Consider the following 12,751-nt stretch of genomic DNA (forward strand, 5'->3'; position numbering starts at 1 on the left):
GGCATCGTTGGGGACAACCCGAATATTGGCGTGATTGTGACGTCTGGCATCCACGCGTATAGTCTTCCCGAGAGTTTCTGATCAGAAACAGATCAGCGCGCCGTTCAACCCCGCAGCATTGAAAGGATTCCACCGTGGACGCTCAATCGATTCTTTCCGACCTCGGCATTGCAGGCCTCGTCGCGGACGGCGACCTCGCCGTCACGTCGCCGGTCACGGGGCAGGTCATCGGGCGCGTGAAGCGCCACACCGCCGCCCAACTCGACGCCACGCTCGATCAGGCGCGCACCGCCTTCGCCGTCTGGCGCAACGTGCCCGCGCCGCGCCGTGGCGAACTCGTGCGGCTGCTCGGCAACCGCTTGCGCGAGAAGAAAGCCGCGCTCGGGCGGCTCGTCTCGCTCGAAGCGGGCAAGATTCTGCAGGAAGGCCTCGGCGAAGTGCAGGAGATGATCGATATCTGCGACTTCGCCGTCGGCCTGTCGCGCCAGTTGTACGGCTTGACGATCGCATCCGAGCGGCCGGGGCATCGCATGGCTGAGACGTGGCATCCGTTCGGCGTCTGCAGCATCATTTCGGCGTTCAACTTTCCGGTGGCCGTGTGGTCGTGGAATGCGGCGCTCGCGCTCGTGTGCGGCAACGCGGTGGTCTGGAAGCCCTCGGAAAAGACGCCGCTAACCGCGCTCGCCGTGGATCGCATTTTCCGGGAAGCCCTCGACGAATTCGGCAGTGCGCCGCCGGGACTCGCGGCGGTCGTGATCGGCGACCGCGACATCGGCACGCAACTCGTCGCGGACAAGCGCTCGGATATCGTCAGTGCGACGGGCAGCACGGAGATGGGCCGCGCCGTGGGCGTGGAAGTCGCGCGGCGCTTCGGCCGCTCGATTCTCGAACTCGGCGGCAATAATGCGGGCATCGTTTCGCAGACGGCCAATCGCGATCTTGCGCTGCGCGGCATTCTGTTCTCGGCGGTCGGCACGGCGGGGCAGCGCTGCACGTCGCTGCGGCGTCTGTTCGTCCACGACAGCATTTACGACGAAACCGTCGCGCGTCTCAAAGACCTGTATGCGAAAGTGCCTATCGGCAATCCGCTGAACGACGGCGTGCTGATGGGGCCGCTCATCGACGTGCAGTCGTTCGCGCGCATGCAGGACGCGCTGGAGCAGGCGAAGGGCGAGGGCGGCAAGGTGTCCGGCGGCGAACGCGTGACGGTCGAGGGTTGCGAGAACGGCTACTACGTGCGCCCGGCACTCGTCGAGATGCCCGCGCAAACCGAAGTCGTCCTGAAGGAAACCTTCGCACCGATTCTCTATGTGATGCACTACAGCGATTTCGACGAAGCCATCGCGCTGAACAACGCTGCGGTGCACGGATTGTCGTCATGCGCCTTCACCACCGACCTGCGCGAAGCGGAGCGATTCCTGTCCGCGTCGGGCAGCGATTGCGGCATTGCGAACGTGAATATCGGGCCGAGCGGCGCGGAGATCGGCGGTGCGTTCGGCGGCGAAAAGGAAACGGGCGGCGGACGGGAATCCGGCTCGGACGCGTGGAAAGCGTACATGCGCCGCGCGACGAACACGATCAACTACTCGTCGGAATTGCCGCTCGCGCAGGGCATCGACTTCAATCTCGGCTGACGCGTTCATGGCTCAACACGTGGTGATCGTCGGTGGCGGCGTGGTCGGCAGTTCGGTCGCGTATTTCCTGCGGGCGTCGGACCCGGGCGTGCAGGTCACGGTGATCGAGCGCGATCCGACCTACGTGCGCTCGTCGTCGGCGTTGTCGGCGGCGTCCATCCGGCAGCAGTTCTCGACGCCGCTTTGCGTGCGCATGTCGCTCTTCGGCATCGAGTTTCTGCGCGCCATCGGCGAGCGGCTCGAGGTGAACGGCGAGCGGCCGTCCATCGACTTGCACGAGGGCGGCTATCTGTTTCTCGCGACGCCGCGCGGCGAAAGCACGTTGCGCGAAAATCACGCGATGCAGCGCGAACTCGGCGCGGATATCACGTTGCTCGATGCCGCCGGTTTGCAGGCGCGCTTCCCGTGGCTCAACACGGAGGATCTGTCAGCGGGCGCATTCGGCGAGCGCGGCGAAGGCTGGTTCGACGGTTACGGGCTCGTGCAGGCGCTCAAGCGCAAGGCGCAGGCGCTCGGCGTGCGTTATGTGGCAGCGGACGTCACCGGCATCGAGCGCGAGGGGCGGCGCGCGACGCGCGTGCGCGCATCGAACGGCGAAGCGTATTCATGCGATGTCGTGGTGAACGCGGCGGGCGCGTGGTCGCGCTCCATTGCGGCCATGCTCGGCATCGACCTTCCGGTTCGCGCGCGGCGGCGCAGCATCTTCAATGTGTCGTCGCCGGGGAAGCTCGACGGCTGTCCGCTCCTGATCGACCCCAGTGGCGTCTATTTCCGCCCTGAAGGGCGCACGTATATCTGCGGCACGTCGCCCACGGCGGACAACGACCCCGACGACCTTCCACTCGACGAAGTCGACCACGCACTCTTCGATGACGTGATCTGGCCGACGCTTGCGCATCGCGTGCCGCAATTCGAGGCGTTGCGCGTGGAACACTGCTGGTCCGGTTATTACGAATACAACGTGGTGGATCAGAACGCGATAATCGGTATGCATCCGGACATCGACAATTGCATTTTTGCAAGCGGTTTTAGCGGACATGGTTTGCAGCATGGTCCGGCAACAGGTCGAGGCGTCAGCGAACTGATTCTGCATGGCCGATATACAACACTCGATTTATCGCCGCTTGGCTGGGCGCGTGTTATCGAAGGGCGCCCGATCGTGGAGAAGAACGTCGTATAGCGACAGCGGCATGAAAGGCGCCGCGCGCGGGCATTCTTTGAATGATCGGCACCGTTTTGGCGCGCGTCCATCGATGAAATCCACTAGGGCCAGTTGGCCCGCGGAAGTGCATCCTGAAACTGTCTCGATAAATATTCGAGTATGAACAGGAGGCAAAGATGGATGCTCGATCCAATACGCAACACACCCATTTCGCAGAATGGATGGACGAAGAACAGGCAACAGGCGAACCGACGGCAACGGCTTCCCACCGCTCGAGCCAGGTCTGCGCCGAACCGGAATATGTTGCCGACGTATGCGGTCGTTTCGCAGGAGAAAAAACAGAAGAGGAACAAAAGTCCTGCGTGGTTCGCGGTTATAACTAGGCGTTTTGCATTGCGATTCGTTGCGCGCAATACCGGCTCTCACGCCACGGGCGCGCAGCGATTACCGATAGTGAAAGGCAATTCGCACCGCACGGCGGATTTGCGTATCGTGAATGCGCGCAGTCGCATCGCGCTTACGCTCGTCTTTATTCGGTTCCTCGCTATTCCATCGTTTAAAAGAATATTGCGCCGACGTAAGACGGACATATTGCGTCGCTCAAGCGCGATCTTTTTTGAGCGCCTACGCTGGCGCTTGCGGATGGAGATACCTTCATGAAACGTCTTACCGCACAGGGTCTGTCTGACTTGCGCGTATCGACCGGAGCGCCGCACGATGCACGTCGATGAACACGCGGCACTCGAACCGTCATTGCCCGCTTCGCTGTCCACCGTCTCGCCCGGAGCCGACGAACGCGTGCATCGCATTCACTCGCCGGTGCGCGGGCGGTCGTTTCGCGACTTGCGTGACGACGCCGATCACCTGCGCCGCACACTGGCCGCGTCGACGTGCGTGATGGTCGCGTGGTCGCTGTTCGAAGTGCCTTGGGAAGTCGACGCCGATAGCAGCGGCCAACAGATCGCCGCAGTCCTGACCGCGAAGGCGCTCCTGATGATCATTGCAGGCATGGCGCTGCGCGGTCGGCGCTTCGCTCGCTATGTGTTGCTGTTCGTGTGCGTCACGAGCGTGCTCGCCATTGCGCCCGAATTGCCCGGCGAGTTCTCGCAAGCACCGTGGCTCGCGGTCCTCTCCACTGTCGAATGCGTGACGAAACTCGCCACGCTGACGCTCATCGCGCTGCATCTCAAGCCGCGTCTGCGCTGAAACGCGTGCTTGGTCATCGCTGATGCGGCCCGCGCAGGCGCGGCGCCGCGATGGCACAATTCTCCCAGGCTCATAGTCGACGCGACGAAACAACGACGCAGGGAGAACGCACAGTTGGCGAATCTGGATCTCGACAATCCTTTCCTCGAAGCACTCGGCGCGACACTGACCGCGTGGCGCGACGGCTACGCGGAGTTCACGATGCCCATTCATGCGGGCCATCTCAACCGGCAGCGCATTCTTCAGGGCGGCGCCATCGCCACGCTTCTCGATGCGGCGTGCGGCTACACGGGGCTTTTCACGACGGACGCGACGCCCATTCACGGCTTCACGCTTTCCCTCACGGTCAATTATCTCGATCGCGGCATCGGCGATAAGGTCGTGGCGAAGGGTTTTCTCGAACGCAAAGGGCGCTCCGTGTACTTCGCGCGCGGCGAGGCGTGGGTCGACGACCGCATGAAGATCGCGAGCGCGCAGGGCACCTTCAAGTACGCGCGTTAAGCTGACATGGCGCTCAAGAATCTGCTGCGGCGTCTCGATCTCACGACGCTTCAACTCTTTCTCGCCGTCTTCGAGGAAGGGACGCTCACGCGTGCGGCCGACCGCGAGGCCATTGCGGTGTCGGCCGCAAGCAAGCGCCTGCTGGAACTGGAGCAGGCCGTGGGCGCCGCGCTCTTCGAACGCAAGGCGCGCGGCATGGCGCTTACGCCCGCCGGCGAAACGCTGCTGCATCATGCTCGCCGCGTGTTGCGCGATGTCGAGAACATCGGCATTGAACTGGCGGAACATGCGAGCGGCGTGCGCGGTTACGTGCGGATGATGGCGAACCTCTCTGCCATCGTCGAATTCCTGCCGGAAGACCTGCGCGCCTTTCTGGCGGCACACGGGCAAATCAAGATCGACCTCGAAGAGCGGCCAAGCGGCGGCATCGTGGAGGGCGTGCTGGATAGTCTCGTCGATCTCGGCATCTGTTCCGGCGATGCGGACACGCGCGGACTCGAAAGCACGCATTACCGGCACGACCGGCTCATTATCGTAACGCCCGGCGATCATCCGCTCGCGCGGCGGGAAAGCGTGAGCTTCGCCGACACGCTGGACTTCGATCACATCGGCCTGCATTCGGCCAGTTCGATCAACGCGCGGACGCATCTCGCCGCGCGGCAGGCGGGCAAGCCGCTGCGATTGCGTATACATGTGCCCGGTTTCGATGCCGTATGCCGCATGGTGCAGGCCGGCATGGGCGTGGGCGTGCTGCCGCTTGCCGTGTTCGACGCAATGGGGCGGCAACTCGGACTCGCCGCCGTTCCGCTCGACGAAGCGTGGGCTGCGCGCAGTCTCATCATCGTCGTGCGCGATGCATCGGCGTTGTCGCCCGTCAGCCGCCTCCTGTTCGACCATCTCCGTTCGATAGAAGCCGCGCAACGCTGACCGGCGAGCGTTCGCATTTAGCGAACGATGCTTGCCCAAATGCGGTTGGACGCGGTGCGCGCGTCGCCCATAAGCTTGTCTCCAACTCGAAAACAGGAGACGAGCAACATGAGCGGACCGCTTACGGGCATACGCGTCATCGAGATCGGCACATTGATCGCCGCGCCATTCGCCGCGCGGATGCTGGCCGAGTTCGGCGCCGAAGTGATCAAAATCGAGGCGCCCAATGGCGGCGACCCGCTTCGCAAATGGCGGAAGCTGCACGAGGGCACGTCGCTCTGGTGGTATCTCCAGTCGCGCAACAAGAAGTCCGTCTGCGTGAATCTCAAGTCGCCGGACGGTGCGGACATCATCAAGCGACTCGCCGCCGACGCGGACATCGTGATTGAGAACATGCGACCGGGCGCGCTCGAAAAGCTCGGGCTCGGCTGGGACGTTCTGCATGCAGTAAACCCGAAACTCACGATGGTGCGCATCTCCGGCTACGGTCAGACGGGCCCGTATCGGGATCGTCCGGGTTTCGGCGCAATTGGCGAGGCGATGGGTGGCATTCGGTATACAACCGGCGACGCAGACGGCACACCGGCGCGCGTCGGCGTGAGTCTTGGCGATTCGCTGGCGTCGCTGCACGCAGTGATCGGCGCGTTGATGTCGCTGTTGCGTGTGAAGACCGGGCAGGGCGAAGGACAGGTGGTGGACGTGTCGCTCGTCGAGAGCGTCTTCAACCTGATGGAGAGCCTCGTGCCCGAGTACGACTTGCTCGGACACGTCCGCGAGCGAAGCGGTGGCGCGCTGCCGGGCATTGCGCCGTCGAATACGTATCGCACGGAAGATGGCGGCTTTGTCGTGATCGCTGGCAACAGTGATCCGATCTACAAGCGCCTGATGAACGTGATCGGCCGCCCTGATCTCGCCGATGACCCCGCGCTCGCCCACAACGATGGCCGCGTGCGGCGAAGCGCGATGCTAGACGAAGCAATCGGTGCATGGACATCGCATCACGCCATGAATGACGTTCTGGCCGCGCTCGAACAAGCGGAAGTGCCGTCCGGCCGGATTTATTCGGTCGCGGACATCATCGGCGATGCGCATTACCAAGCACGCGACATGCTGTTGCGGGCGAGCTTGCCGGGCGGCGTAACGGTGAAGATGCCGGGCATCGTACCGAAACTTTCGGATTCCCCCGGCGAGGTGCGCTGGCAAGGACCGGCGCTCGGTGAACACACGCACAGCGTGCTCGAATCGCTCGGATTCGACGAAAACGACGTGCAACGGATGCGTGCCGAAGGAGCGATTCAATGACACACGATGACAGCGAACGCCTGATCGTGCAGGAAGTCGCGCCGCGCGACGGCCTGCAGATAGAAGCGAAATGGGTTGAGACCGCGGACAAGATCGCGCTGATCGACGGCCTTTCTGCGTGCGGCTTCACGCGCATCGAAGCGGGTTCGTTCGTATCGCCGAAGGCGATACCCGCGCTGCGCGACGGCGACGCCGTGTTCAAAGGCATACGGCGTGCGCCGGGCGTGATCTATGTGGCGCTCGTGCCGAACCTCAAGGGCGCGCAACGCGCGCTCGACGCACGCGCCGGTGAACTGAATCTCGTGATGTCGGCGAGCCAGACGCACAACCGCGCGAACATGCGCATGAGCTGCGAGGCATCGCTTGCGGCATTCGAATCGATAGTTAGGTTGACTAATGATATGGCTCGGGTGACATTGAACGCCACGGTCGCCACCGCGTTCGGCTGTCCGTTCGAAGGCGGCATGGACGAAGACCGCGTGCTGTCCATTGCGCGTACGTATCGCGAGATGAGTATCGAGGGCGTGACGCTTGCCGATACCACAGGCATGGCGAATCCGCGTCAGGTCCGACGTCTTGTGTCGCGCGTGCTCGAACATGTTCCCGCGTCCGCGTTGACGCTGCATTTCCACAATACACGCGGGCTGGGTCTCGCCAACGTACTCGCCGCCTACGACGCCGGCGCACGCCGTTTCGACGCCGCTCTAGGCGGCCTCGGCGGCTGCCCGTTCGCGCCGGGCGCATCCGGCAACATCTGCACTGAGGACGTCGTCAACATGTGCGACGAAATGGGCATTCCAACGGGCATCGACTTGCAGAAACTCATTGCATTGTCGCGGACGCTGCCCGCGCTCGTCGGACACGACGTGCCGGGACAAGTAGCGAAGGCCGGCCGCAATGCCGATTTGCACCCCGTGCCCGACTACGTACGAGCCATTTGAAGCAGCCGGTCCGATAAGAACTCAATGACGGACCGTGAAACCAGGAGACAAACATGAGTGATCTAAGCGTATCCGCAGTGGACAAAACACAGGCAGCGCAGAACACGAGCGACATTGTTCGCAAGGTGGCGTGGCGGCTCATGCCGCTCATCATGCTCTGTTATTTGTTCGCATTCTTCGACCGCATCAACATCAGCTTCGCGAAGTTCCAGTTGCAAAGCACGCTCGGTTTTTCCGATACTGCGTACGGTCTCGGAGCGAGCCTTTTCGTGATTGGTTACGTATTGTTCGAAGTGCCAAGTAATTTGCTCCTGTACAAAGTAGGCGCACGGCGCTGGATCGCTCGAATCATGATCTCGTGGGGCATCGCGACGGCGCTCATGGTCTTCGTGCAGACGGGGTGGCAGTTCTACGGCTTGCGTTTCATCATCGGCGCGATGGAGGCGGGTTTCGCGCCGGGCGTGCTCTACTACCTCACGCTGTGGTTTCCGGCGAGCTATCGTGGCCGCATCACCTCCTTGCTGTTTCTCGCGTCGGCATTCTCCGGGCTTTTCGGCGCGCCGCTGTCGGGACTCGTGCTGGGCCATATGAACGGAGTATTCGGCATCCCGGGATGGCATTGGCTCTTTCTGCTCGGTGGCCTGCCGTGTGTGCTGCTGGGCGTCTTGGTCCTGAAAGTGCTTAAAGACCGCATCGACGATGCCGCATGGCTGACGAGCGTAGAGAAGATGTACCTCAAGAGCCAGATCGCGACGCAAAGCCAGGCGACGAATACCGGCCACTCGCTCTTCGGCGCCATCAAGACACCCGGTTTTCTGATGCTCGGCCTGATCTACTTTCTGATTCAGATCGCGTCGTACGGCCTCAACTTTTGGGCGCCGCACCTCATCCGCGCAGCGGGCACGCATAATCCCACCATCATCGGTCTATTGACGGCGGTTCCGTATATTTGCGGCGCGGTGTGCATGGTCGTGGTCGGGCGGTTGTCGGACACATCGGGCGAGCGTCGCAAGTTTGTCTGCGCGCTGTTGCTGATGGCTGCGGCGGGCTTCTTCGCGGCGGGCGTATTCGACAAGCAGACCACGCTCTTGATCGTCGCGCTCGGCGTGATGGGAGCGGGCGTCATCGCCTCCATTCCGGCGTTCTGGGCGTTGCCGCCGAAACTGCTGACGGGAGCGGGCGCGGCGGGCGGCATTGCGTTGATCAACACGCTCGGACAGCTTGGCGGAATCGTGAGTCCGGTGATGGTGGGGCGAATTCGCGATGTGATCGGCAGCACGACGCCCGCGCTGTATGCAATCGGCGCGATGAGCCTGATCTGCGCGCTGTTGTTGCTATACGGATTGCCGCAGACGTTGCGACAGCGGGAGCCTTCGGAGCGTGCGCGCTGAGTATCGCGCGATCGGCGGGGAACGCCCGGCGGACAGAAGAGCCGCCGGGCGTTTTGCATTCTGTACGCCGAACGCAACATGCCGCATTCAAAACGCAATCAGCCAGCAAGCAAGCGCCGGCAATGCCGCGCGATCTGCGTCTCCTCATCGGTGCGCACCACGCGATGCGATGCCTTCAGAAACGACAGTCCATCGAGTATTTGCGCCCGAATCGCTTCGCTGTGCTCGCCGATACCGCCGCTGAACACGATCAGATCGAGTCCGCCGAGCACGGCCGCGTAGGCCCCGATCGTCTTGCGAATAGCGTCACAGAAAACGTCGATGGCGAGCGCTGCGTCCGCATCGCCGTCATCTCGGCGGGCGAGCAGCGCCTGCATGTCGTCATCGGAATTCGACAGCGCCTTCAGGCCGCTCCCGCGATTCACGAGCGTTTCCAGCGCATCAGCGTCGAGTGATTCGTGGCGCAGCAAATGGATCAGCACGCCGGGGTCCAGATCGCCGCTGCGCGTTGCCATGGGAATGCCGCCTGTCGGCGTCATGCCCATCGATGTATCGACAGAGCGGCCGTCTTCCAGCGCGCAAAGACTTGCACCGGACCCCAGATGCGCGATGACCGTGCGCGCGGGCAGCGCGTCGCCCAGCGTGCTCGCGATGAACTCGTATGACAGCCCGTGAAAGCCGTAACGCACCACACCGCGCTGCGCGTAGTTGCGCGGCAATGCAAAGCGCGTCGCACGTTCCGGCATCGTGCGATGAAACACGGTGTCGAAACATGCGAAATGCGGCACACCGGAGAAGATGCGCTGCGCTTCGTCGATTAGCGCGAGTGACTGCGGCAGATGCAGCGGCGCAAACGGAACGGCTTCGCGCAACGCGATCTTCACGTCTTGCGTGAGCTCGCAATGCGCACGCACATGCGGCCCGCCATGCACCACACGATGCCCCACCGCGGCAAGCGGCTCGTGCAAGTGCTTGCGAAGGGCGTCGGCCACGCGCTGCAGCGCATCGTGCTGCGACTCCATCAGATGATCCTGCGCGATATCGATGCTTCCATCCGCCGAACGCATGGAGAGCGACCCGTTCTCGCGCCCGATGCCCTTTGCGCTGCCGGTGAGCCAAGCATGTTCGTCGTTATCGCGCCGGACGAACACGCCGAACTTCAGCGACGACGAGCCGCTATTCAACACCACGATGCCTTGTGTCATGGCATCAGCCCTTCCAGGTCCATTCGCGAATCTGATCGTGATCGATGCCTTCCTCATGCGCATAGCGCACGCTTTCGATGATCTGATTCTTGAGCATCTCCTTGGTATGCGCAGCCGTGCTCGAGAGGCCCGGCACACGGTCGATCACATCGATGGCGAGGCTATAGCGATCGACGCCATTGATGATCGCCAGTTCGAACGGCGTATTGATGTTGCCGCGCTCGCGATAGCCATGCACATGCATGTTGTCGTGATTCGTGCGGTTATACGTGAGCTTGTGCACGAGGGACGCGTATGAATGGAAGTTGAAGATAACAGGCTTGTCACGCGTGAAGAGCGAATCGAAATCCCGATTGGACAAGCCGTGTGGATGGTCTGTGTCGGGCATGAGCCTGAAGAGATCGACCACATTGACGAAGCGGATCTTTAACTCAGGGCAATGCGTCTTGAGGATTTCGACGGCGGCGAGCGCCTCCATCGTCGCGATATCGCCCGCCGATGCCACGACGACATCCGGCTCGTGATTCTGATCGGTCGACGCCCAGTCCCATATGCCGATGCCCTTCGCGCAATGCACCATCGCGTCCTGCATGTTCAGGTACTGCAAATGCGGCTGCTTGTCCGCGACGATCACGTTCACATAGTCATGCGAGCGCAGGCAATGGTCCGCGACGCTCAAAAGGCAGTTCGCATCCGGCGGCAGATAAATACGCACGACTTCCGGGCTCTTGTTGGTCACGACATCGAGAAAGCCGGGGTCTTGATGCGTGAATCCGTTATGGTCCTGACGCCACACGAGCGATGTGATAAGCAGATTGATCGACGGCACCGGCGCGCGCCAGGAGAGCTCGTTCTTTGCTTTTTCCAGCCATTTCGCGTGCTGATTGAACATCGAATCGATCACATGCACAAACGCTTCGTATGTCGCGAAGAGCCCGTGGCGCCCCGTCAACACGTAGCCTTCGAACCATCCTTCGAGCGTGTGCTCGGAGAGCATCTCCATCACGCGGCCTTCGGTCGAAAGTGCGCCGCCGTCCGCGTCCTCGGGCTTGATCTCTGCCAGCCAGCGTTTGCCTGATGCTTCGTACACGCCGTCGAGCTTGTTGCTTGCAGTCTCATCGGGGCCGAAGAGACGGAACGTCAGCATGTTGCGGCGGATCACATCACGGAGAAAGGCTGCGAGCACGACTGTTGGCGATTGATAGACGCTCGCAGTCCCGTTGAATGCGAAGGCGTAATCGCGGATATCCGGCATATCGAGCGCCTGCCGCAGGAGGCCGCCGTTCGCGTGCGGATTCGCGCTGATACGGCGGCCGCCCACTGGCGCGAGTTCGCGCAGGCTTTCCACAAGCGATCCGTTTTCATCGAACAGTTCTTCGGGCTTGTAACTCCTCATCCATTCTTCGAGGATCGCAAGACTTTTATAGTTCGTCGCTGGATCGAGCACCGGCACCTGATGCGAGCGCCAGAAGTTCTCGACCTTATGCCCGTTGACCTCCTTCGGACCGGTCCAGCCTTTCGGCGAGCGCAGCACGATCATCGGCCAGCGGGGACGCGTTACATCGCCGGGTTGCGCGCGGGCACGTTCCTGTATCGCATGAATCTTGTCGATACAGCGTTCCAACGTCGCGGCCATCAATTGATGCATGGTCTCGGGATCATCGCCTTCCACGAAATGCGGCTCATAGCCATAGCCCTTGAACAACGCTTCGAGTTCGTCGTGCGGAATGCGCGCGAGGATCGTCGGATTCGCGATCTTGTAGCCGTTCAGATGCAGGATCGGCAACACGGCACCGTCGGTCGCGGGATTGAGAAACTTGTTCGAGTGCCATGAAGTGGCGAGCGGTCCCGTCTCAGCTTCGCCATCACCGACCATCGTCGCGACAATCAAGTCGGGATTGTCGAAAGCCGCGCCGAATGAATGCGACAGGCTGTAGCCGAGTTCGCCGCCTTCGTGAATGGAACCCGGCGTCTCCGGCGTGCAATGCGAGCCGATGCCGCCCGGCGAGGAGAACGCGCGAAAGAGCCGCAGCATGCCGCGCTCGTCGGGGCTGCGGTCCGGATAGATCTCCGAGTAATGGCCTTCCAGGTATGAATTCGCAAGTGTCGCCGGCGCACCGTGGCCGGGTCCCGAGACGAACATGACGTTGAGATCGTCGCGTTTGATGAGACGGTTCAAATGGACCCATACGAACGATTGTCCGGGGTCCGAGCCCCAGTGACCGAGCAGCCGCCGTTTGATGTGCTCCGGCTTGAGCGGTTCGCGCAGCAGCGGATTGGCGCGCAGGTAGATCATGCCGACCGAGAGATAATTGCAGGCGCGCCAATAGGCGTCTATGTCGCGTAGCAGTTCGGGAGCGAGAGGGGTGTGCGTCGCGGTCTTGCCTTGGACGTCGTCGTTCAATTGCTTCTCCTTGCGGTGAAAGTCAGGGTCGAGCGTCGGCTTACGGGGTGATGCGAGTATTTAGCGGTGTCGGATCCG

At 62.2% G+C, this 12,751-nt stretch carries 11 protein-coding genes; 9 read left to right on the forward strand and 2 right to left on the reverse strand.

The features are described 5' to 3' along the window. The first annotated feature begins 134 nt into the window (after window positions 1-134). From P9239_RS00725 to P9239_RS00765, 9 genes are all read left to right on the forward strand, one after another. Window positions 135-1,634, forward strand: coding sequence for an aldehyde dehydrogenase family protein (locus P9239_RS00725; protein ID WP_309748603.1), 1,500 nt, complete (start codon window positions 135-137; stop codon window positions 1,632-1,634). Between the two features lie 7 nt (window positions 1,635-1,641). Then, window positions 1,642-2,814, forward strand: coding sequence for an FAD-binding oxidoreductase (locus P9239_RS00730; RefSeq protein ID WP_309748604.1), 1,173 nt, complete (start codon window positions 1,642-1,644; stop codon window positions 2,812-2,814). A gap of 158 nt (window positions 2,815-2,972) precedes the next feature. Further along, window positions 2,973-3,179 (forward strand): hypothetical protein, encoded by a 207-nt coding sequence (locus P9239_RS00735; protein ID WP_309748605.1) that lies wholly within the window; start codon window positions 2,973-2,975, stop codon window positions 3,177-3,179. A 334-nt stretch (window positions 3,180-3,513) separates the two neighbouring features. Next, window positions 3,514-4,002, forward strand: a complete 489-nt coding sequence (locus P9239_RS00740) for a hypothetical protein (protein WP_309748606.1) — start codon at window positions 3,514-3,516, stop codon at window positions 4,000-4,002. Window positions 4,003-4,116: 114 nt separating this feature from the next. After that, a complete protein-coding gene (locus tag P9239_RS00745) occupies window positions 4,117-4,503 on the forward strand; it encodes a PaaI family thioesterase (RefSeq protein WP_309748607.1) in 387 nt (128 codons plus the stop codon). Window positions 4,504-4,509: 6 nt separating this feature from the next. Next, a complete protein-coding gene (locus P9239_RS00750; protein ID WP_309748608.1) occupies window positions 4,510-5,430 on the forward strand; it encodes a LysR family transcriptional regulator in 921 nt (306 codons plus the stop codon). A gap of 108 nt (window positions 5,431-5,538) precedes the next feature. After that, entirely contained in the window at window positions 5,539-6,732 is a 1,194-nt protein-coding gene (locus P9239_RS00755; protein WP_309748609.1) for a CaiB/BaiF CoA-transferase family protein, read from the forward strand. Beyond that, window positions 6,729-7,673: a hydroxymethylglutaryl-CoA lyase gene (locus tag P9239_RS00760; protein ID WP_309748610.1), complete on the forward strand. Its 945-nt coding sequence runs from the start codon at window positions 6,729-6,731 to the stop codon at window positions 7,671-7,673. The genes P9239_RS00755 and P9239_RS00760 overlap by 4 nt, the downstream gene beginning before the upstream one ends. Before the next feature lie 53 nt (window positions 7,674-7,726). After that, window positions 7,727-9,064, forward strand: coding sequence for an MFS transporter (locus tag P9239_RS00765; RefSeq protein ID WP_309748611.1), 1,338 nt, complete (start codon window positions 7,727-7,729; stop codon window positions 9,062-9,064). A 98-nt stretch (window positions 9,065-9,162) separates the two neighbouring features. Here the strand turns inward: P9239_RS00765 and P9239_RS00770 are convergent, their stop codons facing one another. Further along, window positions 9,163-10,269 (reverse strand): acetate kinase, encoded by a 1,107-nt coding sequence (locus P9239_RS00770; RefSeq protein ID WP_309748612.1) that lies wholly within the window; start codon window positions 10,267-10,269, stop codon window positions 9,163-9,165. Window positions 10,270-10,273: 4 nt separating this feature from the next. After that, window positions 10,274-12,673: a phosphoketolase family protein gene (locus P9239_RS00775; protein WP_309748613.1), complete on the reverse strand. Its 2,400-nt coding sequence runs from the start codon at window positions 12,671-12,673 to the stop codon at window positions 10,274-10,276. Window positions 12,674-12,751: the final 78 nt, after the last annotated feature.

The sequence above is a fragment of the Caballeronia sp. LZ062 genome (assembly GCF_031450785.1).
In the GTDB taxonomy this organism is placed as follows: Bacteria; Pseudomonadota; Gammaproteobacteria; order Burkholderiales; family Burkholderiaceae; genus Caballeronia.